The sequence below is a fragment of the Streptomyces sp. S3(2020) genome (assembly GCF_013044505.1).
Lineage (GTDB): Bacteria > Actinomycetota > Actinomycetes > Streptomycetales > Streptomycetaceae > Streptomyces.
In genome coordinates this window covers 1-24,065 of sequence record NZ_JABERD010000116.1, presented here as the reverse complement: position 1 = coordinate 24,065, position 24,065 = coordinate 1, and the positions used below count along the sequence as shown (strand labels likewise).

General features: G+C 66.0%; 19 protein-coding genes and 1 pseudogene. 14 read left to right on the top strand and 6 right to left on the bottom strand.

Annotation, left to right across the window (positions count from 1 at the left end):
• Window positions 1–194 precede the first annotated feature (194 nt).
• On the bottom strand, window positions 195–653 hold the full coding sequence (locus HLK59_RS30570; RefSeq protein ID WP_206327770.1) for a hypothetical protein: 459 nt from the start codon (window positions 651–653) through the stop codon (window positions 195–197).
• Between the two features lie 704 nt (window positions 654–1,357).
• Here HLK59_RS30570 and ltrA point away from each other — a divergent pair.
• The 3 genes from ltrA to cutA all read left to right on the top strand — a co-directional run bounded on the left by ltrA (window position 1,358) and on the right by cutA (window position 4,121).
• Window positions 1,358–2,674, top strand: coding sequence for a group II intron reverse transcriptase/maturase (ltrA, locus tag HLK59_RS30565; RefSeq protein WP_206327769.1), 1,317 nt, complete (start codon window positions 1,358–1,360; stop codon window positions 2,672–2,674).
• Window positions 2,675–2,871: 197 nt separating this feature from the next.
• Complete coding sequence (locus tag HLK59_RS30560; RefSeq protein ID WP_171144784.1) at window positions 2,872–3,627, top strand: transposase family protein; 756 nt, start codon at window positions 2,872–2,874, stop codon at window positions 3,625–3,627.
• Between the two features lie 167 nt (window positions 3,628–3,794).
• Window positions 3,795–4,121: a divalent-cation tolerance protein CutA gene (gene cutA / locus HLK59_RS30555; protein WP_171144783.1), complete on the top strand. Its 327-nt coding sequence runs from the start codon at window positions 3,795–3,797 to the stop codon at window positions 4,119–4,121.
• A 67-nt stretch (window positions 4,122–4,188) separates the two neighbouring features.
• Here cutA and HLK59_RS30550 read toward each other — a convergent pair whose 3' ends face one another.
• The 3 genes from HLK59_RS30550 to HLK59_RS30540 form a co-directional block, all read right to left on the bottom strand.
• Window positions 4,189–5,430, bottom strand: coding sequence for a helix-turn-helix transcriptional regulator (locus HLK59_RS30550; RefSeq protein WP_171144782.1), 1,242 nt, complete (start codon window positions 5,428–5,430; stop codon window positions 4,189–4,191).
• A gap of 193 nt (window positions 5,431–5,623) precedes the next feature.
• A complete protein-coding gene (locus HLK59_RS50530; protein ID WP_206327768.1) occupies window positions 5,624–6,787 on the bottom strand; it encodes a helix-turn-helix transcriptional regulator in 1,164 nt (387 codons plus the stop codon).
• A gap of 6 nt (window positions 6,788–6,793) precedes the next feature.
• A complete protein-coding gene (locus HLK59_RS30540; RefSeq protein WP_171144781.1) occupies window positions 6,794–7,213 on the bottom strand; it encodes an NUDIX hydrolase in 420 nt (139 codons plus the stop codon).
• A 168-nt stretch (window positions 7,214–7,381) separates the two neighbouring features.
• Here HLK59_RS30540 and HLK59_RS30535 point away from each other — a divergent pair, with 168 nt between their 5' ends.
• The 9 genes from HLK59_RS30535 to HLK59_RS30495 all read left to right on the top strand — a co-directional run bounded on the left by HLK59_RS30535 (window position 7,382) and on the right by HLK59_RS30495 (window position 16,680).
• Window positions 7,382–8,182, top strand: coding sequence for a TauD/TfdA family dioxygenase (locus HLK59_RS30535; RefSeq protein ID WP_171144780.1), 801 nt, complete (start codon window positions 7,382–7,384; stop codon window positions 8,180–8,182).
• Window positions 8,183–8,196: 14 nt separating this feature from the next.
• Complete coding sequence (locus HLK59_RS30530) at window positions 8,197–8,652, top strand: ATP-binding protein (protein WP_171144779.1); 456 nt, start codon at window positions 8,197–8,199, stop codon at window positions 8,650–8,652.
• On the top strand, window positions 8,652–9,050 hold the full coding sequence (locus HLK59_RS30525) for a hypothetical protein (RefSeq protein WP_206327767.1): 399 nt from the start codon (window positions 8,652–8,654) through the stop codon (window positions 9,048–9,050). The genes HLK59_RS30530 and HLK59_RS30525 overlap by 1 nt, the downstream gene beginning before the upstream one ends.
• Before the next feature lie 28 nt (window positions 9,051–9,078).
• Window positions 9,079–9,849 (top strand): hypothetical protein, encoded by a 771-nt coding sequence (locus tag HLK59_RS50525; protein ID WP_206327766.1) that lies wholly within the window; start codon window positions 9,079–9,081, stop codon window positions 9,847–9,849.
• 188 nt (window positions 9,850–10,037) lie between these two features.
• Window positions 10,038–10,955: a TauD/TfdA family dioxygenase gene (locus HLK59_RS30515; protein WP_171144778.1), complete on the top strand. Its 918-nt coding sequence runs from the start codon at window positions 10,038–10,040 to the stop codon at window positions 10,953–10,955.
• Entirely contained in the window at window positions 10,955–13,141 is a 2,187-nt protein-coding gene (locus tag HLK59_RS30510) for a radical SAM protein (RefSeq protein WP_171144777.1), read from the top strand. Before HLK59_RS30515 ends, HLK59_RS30510 begins: the two co-directional genes overlap by 1 nt.
• 53 nt (window positions 13,142–13,194) lie before the next feature.
• Window positions 13,195–14,349: a UDP-N-acetylglucosamine--N-acetylmuramyl-(pentapeptide) pyrophosphoryl-undecaprenol N-acetylglucosamine transferase gene (locus HLK59_RS30505; protein ID WP_171144796.1), complete on the top strand. Its 1,155-nt coding sequence runs from the start codon at window positions 13,195–13,197 to the stop codon at window positions 14,347–14,349.
• Window positions 14,350–15,135: 786 nt separating this feature from the next.
• Window positions 15,136–15,360, top strand: coding sequence for a helix-turn-helix domain-containing protein (locus tag HLK59_RS30500; RefSeq protein ID WP_171144795.1), 225 nt, complete (start codon window positions 15,136–15,138; stop codon window positions 15,358–15,360).
• A 273-nt stretch (window positions 15,361–15,633) separates the two neighbouring features.
• On the top strand, window positions 15,634–16,680 hold the full coding sequence (locus tag HLK59_RS30495; protein WP_346779848.1) for a tyrosine-type recombinase/integrase: 1,047 nt from the start codon (window positions 15,634–15,636) through the stop codon (window positions 16,678–16,680).
• Between the two features lie 750 nt (window positions 16,681–17,430).
• On the opposite strand, the gene HLK59_RS30490 is transcribed toward HLK59_RS30495, so the two are convergent.
• Both HLK59_RS30490 and HLK59_RS30485 read right to left on the bottom strand, forming a co-directional pair.
• Window positions 17,431–18,483, bottom strand: coding sequence for a hypothetical protein (locus HLK59_RS30490; RefSeq protein WP_171144775.1), 1,053 nt, complete (start codon window positions 18,481–18,483; stop codon window positions 17,431–17,433).
• 436 nt (window positions 18,484–18,919) lie between these two features.
• Complete coding sequence (locus HLK59_RS30485; protein WP_171144774.1) at window positions 18,920–23,245, bottom strand: hypothetical protein; 4,326 nt, start codon at window positions 23,243–23,245, stop codon at window positions 18,920–18,922.
• 215 nt (window positions 23,246–23,460) lie between these two features.
• Here HLK59_RS30485 and HLK59_RS30480 point away from each other — a divergent pair, with 215 nt between their 5' ends.
• Window positions 23,461–23,646, top strand: coding sequence for a hypothetical protein (locus HLK59_RS30480; protein ID WP_171144773.1), 186 nt, complete (start codon window positions 23,461–23,463; stop codon window positions 23,644–23,646).
• Between the two features lie 227 nt (window positions 23,647–23,873).
• A pseudogene (locus tag HLK59_RS50520) lies at window positions 23,874–24,065 on the top strand (site-specific integrase); the annotation flags it as partial.

Sequence of the window (24,065 nt, the reverse complement as noted above, 5' to 3'; positions counted from 1 at the left end):
CGGTTGCCGTCATGCTGAGGGAGTGGGTTCGCCTTCGCGTCGAAAGCAGGCTGCTACTTGTCCGGGAGAGCGTGCGTGGCATATCGAGCAGATCTGCCAGGGCCCCGCGCCGGACGGCTTGGCTGATGAGGCCGAGCCGGAGGCGACGATGGCCGTGACGCCCGCCCCGCCGCTACCAGTAGACCGCACACGGGCTACTTCGGTTTGTCCATCGTCTTGAACCGCTCACGACGTTGTTCCAAGGGAAGGCGCAGCTCCGCTTCCGAGGTTTCGGTGCGGTCGCCTCCGCCCCACTCAGTCAGGTATGTGCCCAAGCCCCCGGGGATATTGTCGATTCGAGTCACGATGAGACAGTCCCCAGCCCACTCTCCGAACTCGGAGCCCAGGCGCTCGCCTTCTCGCTCGGCGCTTCCCGAGGCGAGTTTCTTACCATCCTCGTCGTAGATGACGGTCTCTTCTTCGGAGGCAGCTGTGCGTACGCAGCTGTCGGGTGTCGAGCCCGGAACGGTGTGCTCCTCGTCCTGCACCCCTACCGTGTAGGCGGTGAACGGGCTGCGGTCGACCCAGGGCGCCCAGACCCAAAGCGTGACGCCAGCTGTGACGACCGCGATGCCGCCGACAGCAGCCCACATCGGTATGCGTCGCCAGCCCATCCGCGGGGTCTTTGTGAGTGACACCGGTGCTGCTTCAGTTACTGAGCCTTTTCCGTGCGCCCAGCAGAACAGGAGGTGACACCGTGACGTAGCGGTGTTCTTGCTGTTCGGAAGCTCGTCGTCGCCTGCCGGTGGAAGTCCGGTCCGGGTAGCTGCCAGGAGGCCCGGTAGCAGGCTGGCGGCGTCGGAGGGAAACGTCCGGCGTCGAAGCCCAGCGTCAAAGGCCCTGTAAGGGGGAGCGACGATACGGTCCGTAGCATCACGCGAAGCCTGCGGCGTCGTTACTCAGCCACTCTTTCGGGTGGAACGAGGGAGTGCCGAGCCCTTCGAAATCGGGGTGAAGGCCATGGAAGCGGTGAAGATCCTGGACGGGCAGCCGCGAAGGACTCCCCGGCGTATGGGGCGCGGAACGTATCGAAGGTGGCGGCGGGAACTGGGGAGGCCCTCCCCGGCCCGATGACCTGCGGATAGACGTCATCGGAAGCGGCGCGTCCTATAACCGGTGACCCCGGGAAGTGGACGCGGGCCGGGTGGGCGTCGGAGGTGGCCGTAGTACCGCTTGAGCCGAGGAGACAACACAACTCCCGGTGAGGGAAGGGCCACTGCTTCGTCGGTGCGTCATGGTGACAAGGAGGGGCCCGGTGAGTGCCGGTATGGCTAGTCCCGCCGTCGGGGGACGTACTCCCTCGGACAAGGTCCGCGCCTTGCAGCATGCGCTTTACCGGTCGGCCAAGGCCGATCCCGGACGGCGGTTCCACGCGCTGGGAGACAAGATCCACCGCAGGGATGTGCTCCGGCGCGCGTGGGCCATGGTGCGTGCCAACAACGGTGCACCGGGCATCGACCGCACCACCCTGGCCGGCGTCGAGGAATACGGCATCGACCGTCTCCTCGGCGAACTGGCCGACGAGTTGAGGCAGGGACGGTATCGGCCCTTGCCTGCCCGCCGGGTGTTCATCCCCAAGCCGGGGGTGAGGGACGAGCAAAGGCCGCTGTCCATCCCGACGGTTCGTGACCGCATCGTGCAGGCCGCGATGAAGATCGTGCTCGAGCCGGTCTTCGAGGCCGACATGCTGCCGTGCAGCTTCGGGTTCCGCCCGAAACGCTCGGCGCATGACGCCCTGCAGGTGCTGATCGATGAGCATCATCGGGGCAGGCGGTGGGTGGTGGAGACGGACATCGCCGAGTGCTTCTCGGCGATCCCGCATGAGGAGTTGATGCGCGCGGTCGAAGAGCGCGTCTGCGATCAGTCCGTCCTCAAGCTCTTTTGGCAGATCCTGCGCGCAGGGGTGATGGAGGACGGGCAGGTGCGGCGGCCGGTGACCGGAACCCCGCAAGGCGGTGTGATCTCACCGTTGATGTGCAATGTCTATCTGCACCGGCTGGACCGGGCATGGGACGAGCACGACGGGATCCTGGTCCGTTATGCCGACGACCTGGTCGTGATGTGCTTCTCCCGCAGTCAGGCAGAGAGGGCGCTTGCCCGACTGGTCGAACTGCTGGGGGAGTTGGGGCTGAGGCCGAAGGCGTCCAAGACCCGGATCGTGCATCTGGCGACGGATGGAGAGGGGTTCGACTTCCTCGGATTCCATCACCGTCAGGTCCGCTCCAGGGGACTGTACGGACGCCGACGCGTTGAGTTCCTCGCCCGCTGGCCCTCGAACAGGGCGATGCAGCATGCCCGCGACCGGATCCGGGAGATCACCGCCCGGCGCAGGCTCCCGCTGCGTGCCGAAGCGATCGTGGAGGACCTGAACTTGTTCCTCCGCGGGTGGATGGCGTACTTCCGTTACGGCCACTCTGCCCGCCGCTTCAGCAAGATCGGCCGCTTCGCGCGGGAACGTGTCGCGCACTTCATCAGCAGGAAGCACCGGCGCAGCCGGGCCTTCGGTTGGTGGGTGCTGACGATCTCGTCCCCGAACGAACTCGGACTGGTCAGCCAGTACGGAACCGTCGTGGCACCCAGGGCCGGAAAGCCCTGGCGGGAGAGACCGAATGCCGCCGGTGAACGGCGTCGGTGAGCCGTGTGCGGGAGAACCGCATGCACGGTTCGAAGCGGCGGGGGCTGGAAACGGAGCGGAAGCACTCTGCCACCGCGCCAGCCCCCGACCCTACAAGTTGTCTGCGCTGACCGCGAGTTGGACAGTCCTGCGCAACGACGAAGCCCCTGGTAGATGGGTTCTCGACCAAGATCACCTGTGTCCGCCAGGAGCTTCGCGTGCTTGTCTACCCGTCCTCGATTGATCTGTCCAACCGCACCCTGCGGTTCCTGACCGGACAACTGACAGCCAGGCGACAGGAGATCGGGACACGATGGCGGCGCCTTCCCGCCGCACGCCAGGCCCTGCTCGCCTTGGCCCACCTGCGGTGCGGTGACACCTACGCCCAGCTCGCTGCCGGGTTCGGCATCGGGATCGCGACCGTCTACCGCTACATACGTGAAGCCGTCGAAGCCCTGTCCGCCCTCGCCCCGTCCCTGGCCGAGGCGATGAAGACGATCCGGACGAAGGCGTTCGTGATCCTCGACGGCACCCTGCTGCCGATCGACCGCATTGCCGCCGACACCCCGTACTACTCCGGGAAACACAAACGCCACGGCATGAACGTCCAGGTCCTCACCGATCCCTTCGGACGACTGCTCTGGGCCTCGCCGGCTCTGCCCGGCTCGACCCACGACCTGACCGCCGCCCGTACGCACGGGATCATCGAAGCCCTCGCCGACGCAGGGCTCAAATGCTGGGCGGACAAGGCATATCAAGGCGCCGGCGGATCCGTCCGGGTTCCGTTTCGGGGCCGCCGCCTCAAGAGATGGAAGCGCCGCCACAACACCACCCACGCCAAGATCCGCTGCCTCGGCGAGCGGGCCATGGCCACCCTCAAGGGCTGGCGCCTCCTGCGGAAGCTCCGCTGCAGCACCAACCGGATCACCGACGTGGTGAAGGCCGTTCTCGTCCTTCACCACGCATCAGCGTGAGGTTGGAAAACGCTCACTGCTTCCTCACCCTCAGCCATGCAGTGATCATGCCAGCCCAGGCTCTGCCTAAGGTGTTGGCCCCTGCCCCCGACGCCTCGGAAGCGGCGGGCGAGCACCAGAGGCGGCTGGGTAGGGTCGTGATACACCGAGCTGGAAGAGGCAGCCGCATGGCCAACGAAATTGTGATCGCGCAGACGACCATCGACAACGAGGACCAGGCAAGGGCGCTGGCACGGGGTGCGGTCGAGGGCAAGTTGGCAGCCGGCGTTCACATCGATGGGCCGATTACCGCCGTGTACTGGTGGAAGAACGAAGTCGAGACGGCGCAGGAGTGGCGTATCTCGTACATGACGACGGCTGACCGTCTCCGGCAGCTGGAGACATGGCTGTCCGAGACGCACCCGTACGACGTCCCCCAATGGGTCACGCTGGCTGTGACCGGCGGATCGGAGGCGTACCTGTCGTGGGTCGTTCAGGAGACGACGCGGGACTGACGAGCGGCGTGCCGTGCGACGGCGGTCGTGTTCTGAGCTTGCCCGCGTACCTGACGAGGGGCTCGATTCAGGATGCGAACTGCCGCAGGTGATAGGCGAGTTCCCGTTCACTGTTCGGGAGCCATGCGGCGATCTTCGCGGCGCGTTCCTTGCCCATCGTGTTGGGCTTGGCTTGTGATGCGGCAGTGAACTGGCGCGACACGTAGATGCCTTGTTCGACATCGCCTCCGCGCAGCAGGGCCGAGGCGAGATCACCGAGGACGACGACGCCGCCATCCGGTAGTTCGTCCCCGAGGCGGTCGACCGCGGTGTCGGCTGTGGCGGCGAGTTCGGATCGCCCCAACTGCCCGTACACGGAAAGGGCCAACGAATCCATCCGGTACGGCGTCACGAAGCGGACCCATGCCTGTTCGTTGATGTGATCCGCGAAGTCGTAAGCGAAGAGTGCTCGGTCAAGCGCACGCAGCGCACCTGTCTCGTCGCCGACCGCGGCAGCTTCCTCCGCGTGCCTTCCGAGGACCCAGGCTGCGGCAGTGGCGTTGCCGTGGCCGCGCACATCCTGGGAGGCTTGAGACAGGAGTTCTAGCTTCCTCTTCGGTGTCGGAGCCCCGTAGCTGGCGTAGGTGAGGGCCAAGGCTCTGAGGGGAGGATGCCCAGCCTTTGCCGCGCACTCAGTCGTGGCGTCGTAATAGGCGCCAGCCTTGTCGTACTCGCCCAGATCCCAGGCCACCCATCCGGCAAGGGCGGCTGTTTCCCCGGCTGCGATGGTGAGAGCCCGCTCGTGCTTGCCAGCGTGAGGCAGGGCTGCCGTGATCGCGTCAAGGTGCGACTCAACCGCGCTTTGCAGGCGGCGGGCACTGAGATTGAGTTCCTGGACGTGCAGGTCAGCAGCTCGGTTGACGAGCGCGACCGCAGCCGGCGTATCGATGCGGGAGCCCTTGCTGAGAGCGAAGGCGAGCCGCCCCCAGGGCTCGGCAGCCGCGCTTACGCCGATGGCGGCGCTGCCCAGCAGCGTGCGGCGCTTCACGTCGTCTTGGTCCTCGTCTTCACGGACGTTCCCCCTCCTTCGCCGGGCGCGGGCGGCCTTGGCCTCCCGCAGTAGTTCTTCGTAGGGGAAACCGGAGGCCGCCGCGATGTGGACCAGTGTGTGGTTCGTAGGGACGTTCTCGAACTTCTCATAGCGGCTGATCTCCCGGCGGGTCAGGGTTGCCCGGCCGGAGACAGCGTTGATCGCGTCTGCCTGCTGCTCTTGCGTCCGGCCTGCGTCCTTCCGGAGCCGGATCATCAGTTCGGCGAACGGATCTGGCATGAGTGTGACCTCTGTGGTGGGCGGAATCCAATCATGGCCTCAATTCCCCTCTGGGTTTCCCCCCTTGACAGATTTTTTCCCCCTCTGGATTCCCCTGGTAGACGGCTTTGTCGCGCGGTGCGATGGGCCCATGACCACGTTCCTGAAGTCGGGCGACCGAAGCCAGCCGATGCTGCTCTGGGATGAGATCAAGTTACGCGGCCATCTCTTGCCGAATCCGGTCCAGGGCATGGTCTGCGACTTCCCTGATCTCCGGCAGCCGATGGTGGGTCGCGCGCACGATGCGCTGCAATTGGTGAGGAAGGCGCTGGCGGACAGCTTCGTCGACGGCGGTGTGCAGGGACTGCGCGGCGCCGCAGCAGTCGTCGGCGGCCAACCGTACTTGGGCGACGGTGATGAGTTCGATCACGCGCCACTGCGGTGCGACGGTGGTCGTTGGCGTAGGGCTGCCCTGCTCGACCAGTTGTATGGCGACGTCGATCCGGCCGGTGGAGATCAACCCGCGCAACCGAATCTCGTGCAGTGCATACGGGTTGAACAGCGATGTGTGCTCTGTCTGGTTGAGGAGTCGGTCGGTCTCCTGCATCACTTCGTCGAACAAGGGCCGATTGCGGAGCGCGCCGGCGGCACGAGCGAGGAGGGGGAGTGCGGCGGCCCTTGCCTCCTGACTTGGCGCGAGGGCGACAGCGTGCCGCAATCGCTCGACGGCGGCGCCGTGGATACGGGCTTTGCGCAGCTCGTTGCCATGCATACGCAGGACGTACGAGGTGAAGGCGGGGTCGTCGAAGTAGCGGGCGACGTCGATGCCCTTCGAGGTCCAGCGGGCAGCGGTGCTCAGCCGCTCTTCCGGCAGGACGTTGCCCAGGGCGACACCGAGGCCGACGCGGGCGCGGGCGAGGAGGTGCAGGACGTCCCGTTCCGTGTGTCCGTCCTCCACTCGGGCCTCCAACCGGGCCACCAGTGGCCACAGTTCGGCGACGGCTTCAGAGGCATGGCCGGACTGCCGCGCGATCTCGGCCAGGCGGACGGTGGACTCGCCGAACTGCAGCATGGCGCGGTGGTCGGTGTCGGCGGGGTCGGTGACGCCGAGGACGTGCGGGGGAAGCCGGAGGCATTCGGCGACGTGTCGGCGGGAGCCGATGTCGTCCAGGCTGCGCTTGCCGAGTTCGAGATGAGAGACGTACGTCTTGTCGTAGCCGAGCAGTCGGCCGAGTTCGGTCTGGTTCATGCTGTGCACGGTGCGGTGGAAGCGCAGGATGGCGCCGAGGTCGCGCGTGGCGAGGATCGCCTCCGCCTGGGGCGTGGCCCAGTGCCACAGGACGTGCTGCGCCCGGCGCGCCATCTGCCCGCTGGCCACGGCCGGTTACATCCGCTCGTACCAGGCGGCGATGGACTGCTTGTACCCGTCCGGCATGTTCAGGCCGGGCACCGCCTCCGCGGTGAACAGACCGATCTCCTTGTGCTCGTTGCTCACTACGGGCTCCCTGTCCGGGGTGAGCACGGTGCAGCCGTAGGTGACGATCACTACCCGCCGGTCCGGCAGAGTCTCGGGCAAGGGCTGGTAGATCCACACGTCCAGAAGCGGGCCTGCTTCCACCTCCCAGCCGGTTTCCTCCTCGATCTCCCTTTCCACCGTCAACTCCGGTGTGGGGTCGTCTGCTTCGAGGCGACCGCCGGGCAGTTCCCACTCCTCGCGTTCGTTCTTCAGGAGCAGTACGCGTCGACGGCTGTCCACTGCCACGCCCTTGACAGAGACGGGCCAGGTGGGGGGCTTGTACGCCATCGCTCTCCTCGGATTGCGGGCATGGCCGGGGGTGCTCGGAACGTACCACGACCCCCACAGCAACCGTCCCTAACGGGCGAATTGCCCGAGTCGACAGTCTGTCGCTTTACCGCAGGCCCAGTCGCTCCGAACAGTGGGAGCACCCCACCGCAGCGAAGGAGATCCGTGATGCGCCGAGCGCCTCAGCCGTACACCGACGCTTTCGCGTACCACCGCATCGACCTCGCGGCACCGGGGGCAGAGACGATGCTCGCGGCACAGCTGCGGGACGTCGGACTGGTCACGCTCGATGGCCTCACCTCGCGCAACGCCGTGCTCGCCGTCGCCAACCGGATCATGAACGTCGTACCGCATCGTGACAGCGAATCGGACGGCTTGACGACCATCCGCGACACCCGTCGACACACGCATCGGGCGGGCTTCGCAGGATTCGGCAACGGTGATCTCGACCCGCACACCGAACGGTCCGGCACGCCCGATCCGCCCCGGCTGATGCTTCTCGTGTGCGGACAGGCCGCGGTGGCAGGCGGGGAGTCCCTGCTCACCGATGGGCAGGCCGTCCACACCGGCCTCTTCACCAGTGAGCGGGAAGCCGGTCCGGCACTGGCACAGCCCCGCACAGCGTTCTTCGGAGCCGGAGACGGCCACGCCACACAGGTGTTCACCGTCCATGCTGATCAGCGCGTTTCGGTTCGTCTGCGGCTTGACGGGCTCGCGCGCTGGAGCCCGATCGTTCAGCCCTATGTCCCTCAACTGAGGGCTGCAGCCGTACGTCACCAGATCCCTCTGCCCTTGGCGCCCGGTCAGGGCTATCTGATCGACAACGAACGCTGGTTGCACGGGCGCCGCGCCTTTACCGGATCTCGTCTCTGCTGGCGTGCCCTTGGGCATCCCCGCTTCGCCATGCCGCGAGGGTTCGAGGCTGTCCTGGAGACGGTCGTTCCGCCCATGCTCTCGGAGGCGGGATGACGACGGAACCAACCATGACGGTGCCCACCGGGGCAGGGGAAGCCGACACGGCCGACGGCTCGGCTGGATCACCTTCAGATCAGCCCGACCGGTATGGCTTCGAGGTGGACTTCCTCCCAACTGACTTTCGCGTCGGGCAGATGCGACGGATCACATCGGCCCACCTCCGCCTCTGGGGTCTCACTGTGGTGTGCGAGGCGGCGACGCTTGTTGTTTCGGAACTGGTGACCAACGCCGTACGACACGGCCGAGGGAATCCGGTCGGGTTCAGGGTGATCAGCTCCGACGGCGAACTGCGCATCGAGGTCACCGACGGAAACCCGGCTCCGGCCAGGCTGCGCAATGCGGGAGAAGCCGCCGAGAACGGCCGCGGGCTGTTGCTCATCGCCGCGCTCGCGAAGGAATGGGGAGTCAGCCCCGACGGCAGGATGACGTGGTGCTCCCTCGCGATCCCTGAAGGGGGATCGTGATGGCCGCAGTGACGGACGACGTCGCCGCGCAGCTACTGAGTCGGCAAACCTCTGACGACCAGGGGACGTTGGTCACGCTCCTGTACTCCCTGCGCCGCTCGCTGGCCGAGGAGGCGGTCTACGAGCACCTGTACGACGACCTGGAGGCCGTACTCGGGGAGTACGCGGACCTCGCCCCGGTTGAGGTCACGGTCATCGCGGAGTGGTTCCGAACGGCGGCCACCAACTTCGTGGAGGTCGTTCCGCGCCTCGTGCTGCCATACCCGGAAGACGAGATGCGGCACCTGATCTACCTGAGCGCCGAGCACCCCCGCCCCGACGACGCACTGGGCCACCTCCGACGGTTCGCCCTGGCCATCCTCGTGATTCTCGACCTGATGGGAGATGCCGCCTCATGACACGCGCTACGTCGAGAGAGGCACCCGGATGATCAGCAGGCCTGACACAGCCAGTCCTCTCGTCCCCTACATCACCGCCCGCCACGGCGAACAAGGCGACACGCTGTCGAACCTGAGCCTGCGCCCCAACGGCAAGGGTCTGTTCTACCTGGACGAAGGGCTGGGCGATCGAGACGAGCGAGGTGTGCTCTGGGCACGCTGCTCCCAGTCCCGGTATGGCAACGAGGTCGTCGGAAGACCGCGGTGGAGGGATGTGCATCCGTCGCGCCAGCGGGAGTGCATGGAGGCGCTGCGGTGTCAGGTGTGCGTGCAGCAATCCAGTCGGACCGCGCTCGGTTACCTGTTCCTGGCCACATATCGCACCGAGATGCCGGCGCACGGCTGGGAGGGGCACCTCACGGCTCAGCCGCCCCTGTGCCTGGAGCATGCCCAGGCCGCGGTCGAGCAGTGCGGACACCTCGTACGGGACGGAGCCGTCGCCCTTCGGGCTAAGGTCCCACGCCTGCATGGAGTAATCGGGACCCTCTATCGCACCGGTCCCGATGGGCGACCTGAGTCCATTGAACTCGACGGCGAGTCCGCGCGCACTCCGCTGCCGTACAAAGAGAGACGGTTTACGCCGTGGTTCCTCGCTTCGCAGCTCGTGCGCGAACTGCGCCAGGTCACCGTCGTCGACCTGGACGAAGAGGCTGACCGCAGGCCAGAAGCCAGAGGCCGCCGAGGACCGCTGCGGACATCAGGCAGCAATCAGCCCACGCAAACCCACACCACGGCTCTCGCCGTATCCGGCGACGGCTAGGCCCACCCAGCACGCGAAGACTCCGCCCCCCGCGCCCGTAGCTGTGACGAGCGTACGCCCGGGGCGGCCCAACATCCCAGCGCCAACAGGGAAGCGGCACCGTCCGCCTCCCACTCGTGGTGCACGGCACCTACCGCGCAGGGCCCCATCCGCTCGGCAGAGCCTCGAAGACATTGGAGACAGCCCGTATGGCCACGGCATTGACGGGATTCCGCATCCCGCTTCCTGAAACGCTCGTCGAGCTCCTCGGCAAGCGGGTCATCGACCTGCCCGCACCCGAGCTCGAACGAGGCCACTTGTGCGCGGACGCGGCCGAGGCGTACGACGGCGTCCGCGCCGAGTCGCCCGAGGCGCAGGTGATGGTCCGGCGCTGCCGCGACCTCCTCGACGACCCGGACGGCGATGGGTTTGCCGTTCTGCAGGTGGGAGCCCTCCTCGATCACTACGGACTCGATGACGGGCAGAAGGCCGCGACCGTCATCCTGTCCTGGCTGGGCACGCCGCTGCGGGCCTTCGACCAATGGCCGCTGTGGAAGCCCCTCGGCACGAATCTGGCCATTGCCCCGATGCGTGCCACGGGCTCGGGCTACAACCCGCTGCACATCGACCTGGTGAACGCGACCCTGCCGCCGGACTACAGCGCGCTCCTGTGCGTCCGGCCCGACCCGCGCGGCGAGGGCCTCAGCATCGTCTCCCAGCTCCGCCGAGCCGTGGAGCGGCTCAGCGGCGACGAACGCGCCCTGCTGGCCGAGCCGGTCTACCGCGACGGCGCCTTCTACGATCTCACCGGCGTCGGCGACGAGTACGCAGCCTTCCCCGTCCTCGACAACCTCCCGCCAGCCGAGGGCTTCGTCCGGTTCACCGCGAAGATGCTGCCGGAGATGGATCCCACGGACCCGCACACCAGCGCCGTGCGCGCCCTGGAGCGGGAGTTGATCGCCGAGCAGCAGCGGTTCCCACTCGGCTTCGGCGACCTGATCGTCGTCAACCAGCACTACTGCGTGCACGGCCGCGAGAAGCTGGGCGACAACCAGGAGACGGTGCCCGAGGGGCGCCGCCGCCTGCTGTGGCAGATGTTCCTCCGCGCCACGAAGACCACCGCCTGATGACGGCCGTCGACTTGGGGATGCCGCTGCCCGTACCGGCGGCGGCATCCCGCCCGGCCGAGATGCGGCCGGTGCTGCGCCTGAAGGTGTCGCTGTGCGACCTGACGTACACACAGCAGGCCGTGTCCGCCGAGACGATGCCGCAGGCCGTCGCCGGCCTCGCCACGCACGCCGCCACCGTCATGGAGTTCGAGCACGCACCGCGGATCTTCAAGTTCCCCGAGGACTTGGCAACCGCACTCGAAACCGAGGGACCACCCGACGTCATCGGGTTCTCGCACTACATCTGGAACGCGTACCTGTCGATCGCGTTCGCCCGCCTGATCAAGAGGCGGTTCCCGCGGACGGTCGTCGTCATGGGCGGCCCGCACTATCCGCTGCCGCGTGCCGACCAGGTGGCTTTCTGGCACCAGCGGCTCGCGGGGGCCACGGACTTCTACGTCGACGGCGAGGGCGAGATCGCGTTCGCCGACCTCCTGCTGCATCTCAACGGGAAGCCGCCCCAGACGGTTCGGGACACGATTCCCGGCGTGCACTCCATGACGGCCGACCGGCGCGACGTCTTCACCCCGAGTACCCGCCAGCGCATCAGCGACCTGCGCGACGTACCTTCGCCCTACTGCGCCGGACTGCTGGACGAGTTCTTCGCGCGCGGAGGCGTGCCGACGATCACGACCACCCGAGGCTGCCCCTTCTCGTGCACGTTCTGCACCGAGGGCCAGTCGTACTTCTCCCGCGTCGCCAAACGCCCGCGCGAGGAGGTGGCGGCCGAGCTCCACTACATCGGCGCGAAGATGAAACCGCTCGTCGCCGCCGGCCTGGCTCGCAATGAACTGCTGATCACCGACAGCAACTTCGGGATGTTCCCCGAGGACAAGCACACCTGTCAGGTCCTGTCCGAGTGCCAGCAGCTCTACGGCTGGCCGCGCGTCGTCAACGTCACGACCGGCAAGAACCAGCGCGACCGTGTGCTGGAAGCCGTGGCACAGGTGCCCGGCACCATCAGCCTGTCCGGTTCCGTTCAGAGCCTCGACGCGAACGTGCTTGCAGCCGTGGCCCGCAAGAACATCAGCGCCGACAAGATGATGGAGATCGCCCTGAAGTCGGCGGAGGCCGGGGCACAGTCGTACAGCGAAGTGATCCTCGCGCTGCCCGACGACTCCAAGGCCAAGCACCTCGACAGCCTGCGCGGGTTGGTGGACGCCCGGTTTGACCGGCTCAACCTGTTCCAGCTCACGCTGCTGCCCAGCTCCGAGATGTACGACCGTGCGTACCGGGAGCGGTGGGGTCTGAACACGAAGTGGCGGGTCATCCCACGCTGCTTCGGCCGCTACAAGCTGCTGGGCGAGGAGATTCGCGCCGCCGAGCTGGACGAGGTGTGCGTCTCCCTGCCGGACCTGTCGTACGAGGAGTACCGCGAGTGCCGGGTCATGGACCTGCTGGTGTCCGCGCTGTACAACGGCGGCGTCTTCGGCACGATCGTGGCGATGCTGCGGGCACACCACGTGTCCCCGATGACCTGGCTCCAACGATGCCTGAAGCTGGAGCACGGCCCAGACCTGGCGCGCGTGCTCGAAGGGTTCCTGGAGGAGACCGACAGCCAGCTCTTCGACTCGCGCGAGGAGCTGATGTCGTACGCCACGGCGAACGTGGACCGGTACATCAGCGGGGAGCTGGGCAACAACCTCCTGTACACGTACCGCATACGGATGATCTCCGAGGCACTGGACGACCTGGCCGACCTTGGCGTGCGGGCCGCGCTCGACGTGCTGCGCGCGGCCGGAGCGACGACCGGCGCGAGCAGCCTCGTGGCACGGGTGGTGCGCGAAGGCGCCACCTTTCACCGGCTCAAGCTGTCGGAAGTCTTCGTCTCGGACCCGCCCGAGAAGCTGACGCAGGTCGCCGTGTTCGACATCGAGAGGCTGTTGCGCGACGACCGCGCGGGCGTGAACGTCGCCGACGTGCGCCGGTACAAACTCGACGAGCCGGGCGAGCGGGAGTTCGTGCTCTCCGGCAGGCAGCGCAGGACGCTGAAGACGTACGTCAACCAAATGGGAGACACGGTGGCCGGGCTCGGATGGCTCCTCACGAAGGTGAGGCTCGCTGATATCGTCCGGGAGGTTCGCACGCCTGCCGGCTCCGGCGTGGGCCCGGAGCCCTCACGATCGGAAGCCGTCACGCCGTGACCGTCGTCGACCTCGCCTCCCGCTTCGCATCCTTCCGCCGGCCGTTCAGGCTGATGGTGACCGGAGGCGGAACAGGCGGGCACACGTACCCCGCCCTCACCGCGGTCCGCACCATGGAAACCGTGCTGGCCCAGCACGGCGCCACGCTCGACGTGCTGTGGGTCGGCACCGCCGAAGGCTTGGAAGCCCGCGTCGCCCCTGCCGAGGGCATCGCCTTCAAGACGGTGCCCACCGGCAAACTGCGGCGCTCCAGCAACCCACTGAAAATGCTCAACGCTCAGAACATGCGGGACCTGGGACGCGTGCCCAAGGGCGTCGTCGAGGCCCGGGCCATCGCCGCCGACTACAAGGCCGACGTGATCCTTTCCACCGGCGGCTACGTCGCCGTGCCGGTAGGGCTGGCGGCCCGCGCGACGAAGACCAAGCTCGTCGTGCACGAGCAGACCGTGCGCCTGGGACTGGCGAACCGCATCCTGGCCCGGTCCGCGACAGCCGTCGCAGTCTCCTCCGAATCCACGCTGAAACTGCTGCCGAACCAGGTGGCCGCCTCAGCCGTGGTCACCGGCAACCCCGTACGTCCGGCCGTGTTCACGGGGGATGAGAGCAAGGCCGTCTCCGCCCTCGGCATGGCCGGATACACCGAGGGCCTGCCCACGGTGTACGTGACCGGCGGTGCGCAGGGCAGCGAGCAGATCAACGGCATGGTGCGCGAGAACCTTCCGTGGCTGTTGTCGGTGGCCAACGTGGTGCACCAGTGCGGGCCGAACTTGGTTGAGAAGTCACGACAGTTCGCCGACAGCCTTCCCGCCGAGTTGAGCGGTCGGTACTGGGTCGACGGGTTCGTGGGCCCCGAACTGCCCGACGTCCTCGCCCTTGCGTCCGTAGTAGTCGCACGCAGCGGGGCGGGCACGATCTCGGAGCTGACAGCCCTGGGCAAGCCGTCCGTCCTGGTACCGCTCGTGCCGTCGGCCGGCGACGAGCAGGAGCACAACGCGCTGCACCTCCAAGATGCCGGAGCCGCTGTGGCACTGGTGCGAGAACGGGCGAATGCCGAGCAACTGCGTCTAGCGCTGGAGCCGGTGCTTTCCTCTGGGGGACGGCGCGACGAGATGGCGCAAGCGGCCCGCACTCTGGGCAAGCCCGACGCGGCTATGCGTCTCGTCGAGGTATTGCTGAATGTCGCGCTCGGTGAGAGTCGGAGGGCGTGACAGGAGAAGTGCAACAGCCCACGAACAATTAGTCCATGCACTTGAGTCGCCCTGGCGAGTTCTGCCAGGGCGATTGTGTTACGCCATGGTCCTATCGCCCCAACCGCGTCAGCGGTGAGTGCTTCCTGATGAACCACCCATTGGTCTTGATGTACCCGGCGCAGAGGGACATGTCGCATGTAAGCGGGCTCCGAGTGGGCGCGATGCTGCCCACTCGGGAGGCGTGAGCCACGATGCGTTCCCGATGCATGACAAGATCGCTGCGGTCCTGGAGTTCCGCATCAGCTCCCATGACTGGCCCGACGGCTGGCTGAGCATCTGCCATCTTCTTGCCGCGACTCATGCCGGTTCGCCTGCCGCTGCGGACCCATGAAGTGTCTGGCCACGTAGCACCTGAGGCCGTCCACCTCACTGGCGAGGAAGCTGCCTGCTGGCGCGCCCCCCGCAAAGTTGCATCCATCGCAGACTCCGCGATGAAAGGCCCGGGAAAAATGCCCCTGGCTGTGGGCGGGCAGCGCGCTATCGCCCACAGCAGAAGAGAAGTTGGCCAATCAGACTGGATCCTTGTTCGGCGCCATGTCAACCTACAACACCTCGATACGACCATGCGGGAGGGGTGCAATATAGCTGGCGATCCCCGGTTTGCAAAACCGGGGATCGCCAGCACTCTTAGGGGTTGTCGAGGGGCGCTTGATGGTGAGCGCTCCGGCAGCTCACTGAAATGGAACGAGGCAATGGAGACATCGAGGCAGAGAGTCCTTCTGGCGGAAGTGCGGCTTGTGGGTCATGTGCGGCTGCCGTATCGCCGCATGGGTAAGGGGCTCTGAGTTGGCCCAGGGAGGGAGCTACCGATTGTTGACTCCTGCGGAGGTTGCCGAGTGGTTCCAGGTGAGCGAGCTGACGATCAAGAACAAGTACAGGGCTTGGGGACTGAAGCCGCAGAAGGTAGGCCGTCTGCTCCGATTTAGAGAGCGTGATGTCATTGCTTACCTGAATTCAAATTACGGGTGACCTCAACTGAGTAGTCCCAACTGAGGAAGGAGATTTTTGGCTAGGGTCTTCCAGAAATGCAAGGAGGACAAGAAGAATCGCTACTTTCCGTGTGTTGCTGCTCGGTGCGGCCATCCCTGGACTGTTCGGTACCGGGAGCCTGGTGGCCGGTCGGGACGTCAGCGGGAGAAGACCTTCGAGAAGAAGGGTCCGGCTGACCAGTTCGTTGCCAAGGTTGAACGTGAGAAGGACCTTGGAACTTACATAGCGCCATCGGGATTCTTGACCCCTCTGGTGAACGTGTACCGCGAGTTCATCAACTCGGGCGGCAGGGTCGGTGGAACCCGATACCAGTATGAAACTAGCCTTCGACTACACATCGAGCCGTACTTCCAGAGGCAGCCCATCGGGGCAATCAAGCCCAAGGACCTGGACGACTGGCTCCGGTGGATGGTCAAGGAACGGGGCTACGAAGAGTCCACGGCCATCAACCGCTACGAGACGCTCAGTGGGGTCTTCAGCTTCGCTGTCGCCAACGACTACATCACCAAGAACCCGTGCCATCACGTACGGGCCAGCCGCCAGCGGGCCAAGCGTCGGGCGAAGAAGACTATCAAGCTTCCGACGCTCGCCGAGATCGAGGCGATTGCGGCTCATCTGCCGGGCCCGTATCAGCTGCTTGTCTGGCTCATGGCGGGATGCGGCCTGCGGGTCGGCGAGGCGACGGCGGTCACCCTGCAGCAGTTCGACTTCGAGGCAGGCATGCTCTACGTCGATCGTCAGATCACGCAGGACGGCGCGAACGAGGCCCCGAAGACCAGACGGCAGAAGGCCATTACCAAGGGCCGAGGGCGCGCTCACACGATCCGCCACCTCAAGTGGCGCGACTACGACGAGGGCCGTGGAGTGCCGCTTCCGCGCACGATCGAAGCGAAGGTGAGGGAGCACATCCGGCGCTATGGCACCTTCCGTATAGAGACCGGCTTGAACCGCATGGAAGGTGACTACCTGTTTGCCAACGTCGGTCGTACCAACATCCTCATGTATTCGCTTGTGGACCGGCTATGGCGAAACGCCCGGGTAGCCGCAGGGATCACGAGGAAGATCACGACGCACTGGTTGCGCCACTTCTTCGCTTCGGCGGGACTGGCTCGAGGAGTGCCGGTCACCGACATGGCCGAATGGCTCGGGCATCGGGATCCGAAGGTCACTCTTCAGACGTACGCGCACGTCATGCCCGATGCACCGGATCGACTGCGAACGGTCATGGACGCAGTCTTCAACTCGGAGACAGAGCTCAGCCTGCCGCTCGAGTTCGAAGCGATCGTGGAAGCGGCGTAGCCCTCCAATGTGTGCGACCGTCGGCCTGCACCCGTCTGGCGGTCGCGGATCAGCGGAGCAATTTGCTGTCGCACCAGGCGCGTTTGCGGTGAAGTCGCGGCCCACGAGGTCCGGCACCTGGCCGGCCGCCGCCCTGGTCAGGCTGGACCTCTTCGGCCGCGGCTGGCAGGACTCAAGTCCCAGCTCACGCATGAGACGGCGGACCAGTTCGACGCCGGCGCCGATACCCCAGCGGTCCAACTGGGCCTGGATGCGCCGGTGCCCGTAGGTGCTGTCGGACATCTCGAAGGCTTTCTTCATGAGCAGTTTCAGTTCCCCGCGCCGTTGTGCCGTCGCGGATTCCGGACGGGATCGCCAGTCGTAGTGGCCGGATCTGGACACGCCGAGCTGGCTGCACATGAACTGGGTCTGATGCATTTTTGGGTGAAGATGTCACCCGATCGTGCATCAGACCCAACTGCTGCAGCGATCAATACATTGCGATGCCGAGCAATCAGGTGAAGCGAGACCCCTCATACCTCGCCCACCCGGACGTCGCGAAAGCCGTCTGCACGGCCGCGACCGGGGCCTGGCAAAGTGCCTCAGCCGTGAGCGGGTGGCGGAACCACATAGATCCTGCGAAAGCGGAGCAGGGTTCGAGGCCATCGATGGTTACCGCCGGGTCGAGGTTGCTTCCTCAACGTTGGATGGCCCCGAGAGACGCGGACGTGAGCGCCGTTGCGATCTTGACGGCAGGACCGTTGTCACTGTTCAGTCGTCGGCATCCGGGAGTTCGGGCCAATCAAGCTCCATGAAGCCAGTGTTCTGATCTGCCCACATGTGCCGCAGGTCTCGCACGAACTCGTTCGGTGTGATCGCCTTTTCCGCATTCAGATCTCCTTCGATTGAGAAGGAGAGGCACTCACCAGGTTCATTGAGGAACGGTGGTGGAGAGCTGAGGTCATTCCAAATGCCATATCCGCCGCGAGCCAAGTCGCGCACGAACCAGACGAGATACTCCGTTGTGGCCCAGCCATCACGGTGAGGGCCAGCATCGAAGACGCGCGCACCCTCCTCGGCGGGGAGAACGCCCCACCCGATTCGCCACCACCCAGAGCGGGGGTGCGAATCTTGAACATCGGGCATATCGAAGTACAGCGGCACGATACCCGGCAGAACAGCGAAGACAGCTGCCGCACGGCGCATAGCGTCAGGAACTCGATCTTCGTCTGGCCCTTTCTCTGCCAGGAGGCGTCTCCATGTCTCAAGGGGCGGCGGCTCCATGCCTGCGGAGCGGTGGATGTACCGAGCCCGGTCTTCCGCTTCCTCCAGCACGGCGAACTCGTCGTCGCTGACGGCGCTGATGTCGTAGCTGTTCCGGCCTCGGAGAACAACGCGGGCCTGCATGAGCACATCGCGTGCCCGAAGACCCGGGGCTAGCTGATCCGCCGGCACCTCACAAACCCCGGGGCGCATGAGAATCTCCAACGCGCTCCGAAAGAGTTGGCGGTCTTGGGCTCGCGACTCAGAGACAGCCGCAGAGACTGCTTTGGCGCTGACGCCTAGCTCAGCGGCGACGGATTCACCTGTATGTCCTGGCCGCAACGTCGCTTCGTAGATCGCTTGGCGACGCACCCGCCCAATGGCTCCTTGAACGCTCCGCGCCTGCTCAGCCAGGTCGTCTGCGCTTCGAACTCGAGCAATGGGGTCCGTGATCGCCGCCAGCCTCGCCAGAGCGCGCTCTGTACGCAGGCCCTGGGTGTAGTCATCGACGCCATCCGTGGGCGCGACATCAAGCACATCCCTGTCGCGCTGATCAGTCATCCTGAGGCCCACCGTTCCGGTTGAGATCTCCCACTCGTTTACACATTACCCCCGCCCTGGACTTTATTCCAGAGCGGGGTCTAGCATGCGGACGACGACGGCAACCTCACGCCGTCTTGTACCCGAACCGACCATGACTGAGGACTATGATCGATGAGCGACAGCGTTGGTGTACGCGTCCTACTACTCCTCGTGGCAGCCCTGATCAGCCTGGTCGCCGCCTTGGTAACTGGTGCGCTTGCCCGCTCGGGTGGGGCGAATATGAGCAGCGCGATCCAACGCGCGGGTGTCGCCTTCGGAGGCACAGCAACCCTGGTCATTCTCGCCATGAGCTCCGTCGGCTTGTTCCCCTCCTGAGGGAACATCCCGTTTTTAGGTAGTGAAATTCATGCCGTTTCCGTCCAAGCTGACCAATTACCGTCGCGCAACGTGGCTACTAGGTTGTCCGCGCGGGAGGGTTGTGGGGCTCGGCACGCCATGGGTCGTTGACTCCGGGGAGACGGCAGTCGAGGACTTTGGCCGCGACAATGGCACCGTACTGGTCGCGCTGTTCCTGGGCGCGTGCATCCTGTCCGTGCTGCAGGTCGCGGATGGTGTGATCACCTGATGTGCGGTGTCGCTTCCTGCGCATTTCGAGGTTCCAGCGGTCGCAGTCGAAGTAGCCGATAAGATAGATGCCTGCGGTACCAGGGGTGCGCAGGTAGTCGCGGACAAGCTGGTCGGCCAGGGCGGTGGACAGGTCTCGGTGCCAGCATCCTTTGCATTCGATGACTACGGTCAGTGTGCCGTCGCTGCTGCTGGTGGGCGGGGCCGTGGCCTGGATCTGGATGTCCGTGCGTCTGCCGGGAAACCCGGAGCGGTCGACTTGGACCTCACGGTTGATCACGACGCGGGATCCGCCGATGTCCTGGCGCAGGAGAGCGGCGGCCATGTCGCTGAAGTCCTCCTCCCAACACGGCCACCAGTCGGTGTGATCCACTGTCCAGAGGTTCCGGTTCCACAAGTTGACCACAAGCCCGTTGGGCCCCTGAAGCACCGTCTGAAGACGGTCGAGGCTGGCCAGCACGATGTCCTGAAGATGGCGCGCGTCGGTGACGGTGCGCAGGTTGGTGTCTGCGGCCAGGCGCCGAAGATGCTCCGGCGCCAGGGGTTGAGCCTGAAGTTCGGCGACCTCGCGGGCCGTGGCCTTAACGTGCCGACGCAGGTTTGCAAGTTCGGGATAGCGAGTCGCGAGACCGGTCAGTTCACGGACTGCTTCCGGGCTGGTCTTGGAGATCAACAAGCCCAGCAGCCCTCGGTGCAGGTTGCTGCGAGCGTCGGTATAAAAGCCACCCTCGATCTGGTAGTCCAGGAGCTGGGTGATGCCGATGTGCTCGGTAACCATGGTGTACAGGTCAGCGAGGGCAGCCTCGGGCAGTTGGCCGGTCCCGGGCGGCCAGGTTCCCTTGGGGTGGGTGGCGATAAGGCGCTCCAGGAGGGCAGCCAGAGCGTCGGGGGTAGCCAGGGTTGCCCTGATGGCGGGCCAGATCTCGGGTAGTTGTGGTTGTCCCATAAGCGCCCCGGCGGCGCGGGTCCATCGTGAGCTGCTCCGCGCGACGTCTCGTTGAAGGTCGGGGTCGGTCACTGTGGCGGACAGGATTTCTTGGGCTGGTCGGTCTCCCGCAAGCGCGAGTGAGGTCAGGACGCCGGCCCACTGCCCGTCGGTGCGGCCCGGATCATTGGCCCAGTCTCGCAAGGTCTGAACCGCATCAGGAATGGTGGCGTGGGTGAACGCGGTTGCCAGACTGTTCAGTTCCGGCTCGCTGCAACCGTCGAGCGCCTGGTGGAGCAGGGGCGGCAGTTCGTGGCCGGCCAGCCGGGCGCACTGTGTGATCAGTCTGCCCTGTAGTGCGGTGTCGTCGGAGTCGTGGCAATTATGGGCCGCCAGCGCCATGGCTGCCAAAGCCGCTCGACGGGGCTGGTGGTCGAATGCCTCGGCCAGGTGTGAGGCATCAAGCAGGGCCAGGGCAGTCAGGGCGGTGGCGGTCCGGTTCCAGTCTGCTGTGGCTGGAGTGGCTGCTGCGCCGTTGAGGGCTACTGAGCGGCGGGCGACGGTGACGGCCGCGTCCAGCAGCAGACGGTGCAGTTCGCTGCCTTCATGTGGGAAAGACGGTGCAGCAGCCACGACGCCGAGCCTGTCCGGTGGCGCTTGGCTGCCGTCCGCGGTGCGGTACAGCTCGGTGGTGATGTGTTGCCATAGCGGCTCGGGGGGCCCTTCTTCGGTGCTGAGCGCGGTGAGGGCAAGCCGTAGGCGGGCTTCGTTGAATGCCAGGCGGTGGCGCTGTTCTTCGTGCTCGCGCTGTTGCCGGGCTTCTTCTTCCGTGCGGGTGTCCCACCGTGCAGTGGCGGCCTTCAGGTCCGGGTGGCGCTCGCGCAGTTCAAGGGCGGATGGCAGGTCCGGATCCGCTGGATCGGGCCACGCTGTCACCAGCAACTCAGCGTGCCGGCGTGCGTCAGGACTCAGTGTGGGCCACTGCAGAGTCCAGTACACCGAGTCGTCGGTGGAGAACAGGGCAGGGCTGCCTGACCAGGATAGGAGCCGAGTGACCTGGTGGTCATCACCGCGTTCCAGGACACGCTGGCCCAGCTCTCGGCGGATGCCCGGTCGGGTCAGGAGTACCTCGCCCACCGGTTGCGCAAGCTGGTGCCGGTCGTCGAAATCGGCACGTCCCGCCAGGGTGAGCAGGGCATCGGCGACTTGGTCGAGCCGCCTGTTCCGTTGTGCAGAGTCGTTGTTGGTGTTGTCTTCGTCGAAGAGCGCGATCGCCTGGGCGAGGATGCGAACCGGCAGTCGCACGGACAACTGAGACTCGCCGGACTGGGTAAGGCCGGCCCGGGGGTGGCGCGACCCCAGAGTCTGGGTCGCCCACGCTACGGCTTCGTCGACGTCTTCGGGTCTCAGCAGGTTCGGAACCTTATGGATCAGGAGCCATGCGGAACGGACCTGCATGGGGTCATCGGCAGCCGGGATCAGGTCAAGAAATTCGGGCAGCCGCAGATGCCGCGGCCACAACCGCTCCAGCGCGGCCGCCGCCAGGTCCGCGTCACCACGCCAGGCCAGCGCCCTAAGCAAGGCCAGCCGCGCCGGGTTTGGTTCGAGGACCGGCAGCCGGCCCAGGTCCGCATCGTTGTGCTCGGCCAATGCCCTGAGGCGGGCAACATGGTCCGCCTCCAGTTCGTCGCCGAGTGCTTGGACGGCTAGACGGCGCAGTTTCGGATCGATCCCTTGCGTCTCGGCTACAGCCAGCAACTGGTCGTTTAGCGCCGGCAGTTGGCAGGCTCGCGCGATGCGGAGCACTGTGGAGAGCAGCGCAGGTGCAGCCGGGAGAGACAGATGAGGACGCAGCTGAGAGGACAGCCCTGGGTGCTTCAGGCGGTGCAGCGCCCCTCGGTCCAGTTCGACCGTGTCATCGCTGGACACTAGGTCGAGGAGCCGGTCCACCACGGCCTCGCGCTGCTGATCGCGGAGTGCCGTGAGGTCAGCCAGCAACAGCACTTCGGGGTCGTACCGCAGGACTTCAGCGAACAGTTCCGTATCGTCCACCACCCGCCACGCGGCCACCTCGCGGTGCCGTGCCACAACATGACGGGACGTTCCGTCACCGATCCATAGCAACTGCCCCTGCGCGGCCTCGTGCATCTGATGCCGTGCCAGGAACTGGGCAGCCAGGTACTGCTGGTAGCTGTCATGGGCAAAGGCCCAGCGACGCAGCCCGACCTCGACCATCAGCCCGGAATCCACCAACGCCAGCAGTTCCTGCATCCCGCAGTGGTAGGAAACCCCCGCCGCGCCCGGCTCGTCACCGCCGTCAAGATCAGCCAGTGCCACGTCAGTCTCCATGGCACTCGGGGTGTCATGGATCGCTGCATAGTGGCCGAACTGCATGGCGGCAGCCACTCGGCTCGCGAGTACCGTCAAGTGATCGGGGGCCAGCGGATTTCCGTCGCGGTGGCCATGGGAGCTCAACTGCCGGCAGGCAAGCCGATAGGCGTCAGCCACCGTCGAAGGCAGGCCCCATCCTTCCCGCTCGGCTTCCAGCAAGGGTTTCAAGGTGATCGGGGACCAGGCCAGGGCCACCGCACCCTTCTGCTCCAGCCGCCGAGTGACTCGACGGCCGTCGAGACCATCGCAGACGGCGGCCGTCTCCACATCTGACCGGGTCAGCGGCGTCACACCTACTACCGATACCGCCTCAGGCGCCCACAGCGACTGGAGATGACCTTCCAGACCGCGGGGCCACCGGCCCGAACGGCAGGCGATACGCAGCCGTAGTCGACTTCTCCGCTCACGGCCGAGCTCTTCCAGACAGCCGACCAGAATGTCATCGAGGACCCCGAGTCGGTCCAGCCCCTCGTCAAGGCTGTCCAACAGGACGTACCCCGGATCGCCGTCAGAAGCTCGCTCCAGGACTGTACCCAAATCCCTCCGCGCGCTGACCGCTTCGTAGAACCGTCCCCGCGCACTCAGGTCGACCAGCTCCGCGACGTGTCCCTCGGACTGCAGCGCCGCGACTTCCTCAATGATCAAGTCACTCTTGCCACACCCACGCTCGCCCAGTACCACGAGCAACTTGTCCTCGCGTCGCCCCGCAAGCGGGTCCCCTGCTCGTGCCCACGGCAGGTCTACCAGCCAGCCAAAGCGGTCAACTTGGGGCGACGAGCCAATCGCATGCACACGGCGGATCCAGGGGTAGCGGCCCCCGTCCTCCCCGACCTCGGCCATACCTCTTGCCCCGTCCATATCCGCAGACATTACGCGCGGTATGACCCCATGGGGACCAGAAGCACCGGACCGTTCTCCACACCCGGAGACAGCGCACGCTGCCCGTCTCCTTGCTCGCGTTCGCAGCTGATACGAGCGCAAGGCGACTCACCGCGCGCACGGCTCTGTTCTCGCGCCATTTCACATACCCAACAGGAAAAACGAGGTCACAGCGTATGAAGGCTCGTGTCGTCGGGCTCCGGCGGATCCACCGTGGGCAGCAGGCCGTCGGCGGTGTCCTGTGCGGCGAACAGTGCCGTCAACCGCTGCACGGAGGCCGCGAGGTCAGGACGTACCTCGGCCAGCCGGGCCAGCTCGTCGGCACTCTGCAGGCGGGCGTTCCACTGGACGCACCGCCCTGAGTCGACTAGCGCGAGGGCGGACTCGGGATCGTCCGCGGCCAGTGCCGCCTCGGTCGCCTCGGCGGTGAGGTGGCGCCATTCCAGGAGATGCAGTTCCTTGTCACTACGTTCCAGTCCCGGCCAATGGCTATCGGGCCAATGATCCGTCTCGGGGGTGGAGCACCAGTCGTCACTACAGCAAGCGGGGCTGGCGCAAGACGGTCCGGCTGCCGACGCTGGCCGAGGCCATGACCATTGCGGAGCATTTGCCTGCTCCCTATCGGTTGCTGGTGTGGCTGATTGCCGGATGCGGGTTGCGGATCGGTGAGGCGAGCGCGGTGTGCCTGCAGCAGTTCGACTTCGCGGCCGGCATGTTGCTCGTGGACCGACAGGTCACCCAGGACGGGGGAACATCGTCGGCTGGGCGGCGCAGGCGTCGG

What these genes read in the sequence shown, in the direction of transcription:
- HLK59_RS30550 (WP_171144782.1), bottom strand. Translation starts at nt 5,430, where the DNA reads ATGCCAGATCCGTTCGCCGAACTGATGATCCGGCTCCGGAAGGACGCA.
- HLK59_RS30530 (WP_171144779.1), top strand. Translation starts at nt 8,197, where the DNA reads ATGACGGTGCCCACCGGGGCAGGGGAAGCCGACACGGCCGACGGCTCG.
- HLK59_RS30510 (WP_171144777.1), top strand. Translation starts at nt 10,955, where the DNA reads ATGACGGCCGTCGACTTGGGGATGCCGCTGCCCGTACCGGCGGCGGCA.
- HLK59_RS30515 (WP_171144778.1), top strand. Translation starts at nt 10,038, where the DNA reads ATGGCCACGGCATTGACGGGATTCCGCATCCCGCTTCCTGAAACGCTC.
- HLK59_RS30570 (WP_206327770.1), bottom strand. Translation starts at nt 653, where the DNA reads ATGGGCTGGCGACGCATACCGATGTGGGCTGCTGTCGGCGGCATCGCG.
- HLK59_RS30535 (WP_171144780.1), top strand. Translation starts at nt 7,382, where the DNA reads ATGCGCCGAGCGCCTCAGCCGTACACCGACGCTTTCGCGTACCACCGC.
- HLK59_RS50525 (WP_206327766.1), top strand. Translation starts at nt 9,079, where the DNA reads ATGATCAGCAGGCCTGACACAGCCAGTCCTCTCGTCCCCTACATCACC.
- HLK59_RS30505 (WP_171144796.1), top strand. Translation starts at nt 13,195, where the DNA reads ATGGTGACCGGAGGCGGAACAGGCGGGCACACGTACCCCGCCCTCACC.
- HLK59_RS30500 (WP_171144795.1), top strand. Translation starts at nt 15,136, where the DNA reads ATGTGCGGCTGCCGTATCGCCGCATGGGTAAGGGGCTCTGAGTTGGCC.
- HLK59_RS30480 (WP_171144773.1), top strand. Translation starts at nt 23,461, where the DNA reads ATGAAGGCTCGTGTCGTCGGGCTCCGGCGGATCCACCGTGGGCAGCAG.
- HLK59_RS30525 (WP_206327767.1), top strand. Translation starts at nt 8,652, where the DNA reads ATGGCCGCAGTGACGGACGACGTCGCCGCGCAGCTACTGAGTCGGCAA.
- HLK59_RS30540 (WP_171144781.1), bottom strand. Translation starts at nt 7,213, where the DNA reads ATGGCGTACAAGCCCCCCACCTGGCCCGTCTCTGTCAAGGGCGTGGCA.
- HLK59_RS30490 (WP_171144775.1), bottom strand. Translation starts at nt 18,483, where the DNA reads ATGACTGATCAGCGCGACAGGGATGTGCTTGATGTCGCGCCCACGGAT.
- cutA (WP_171144783.1), top strand. Translation starts at nt 3,795, where the DNA reads ATGGCCAACGAAATTGTGATCGCGCAGACGACCATCGACAACGAGGAC.
- HLK59_RS30485 (WP_171144774.1), bottom strand. Translation starts at nt 23,245, where the DNA reads ATGGCCGAGGTCGGGGAGGACGGGGGCCGCTACCCCTGGATCCGCCGT.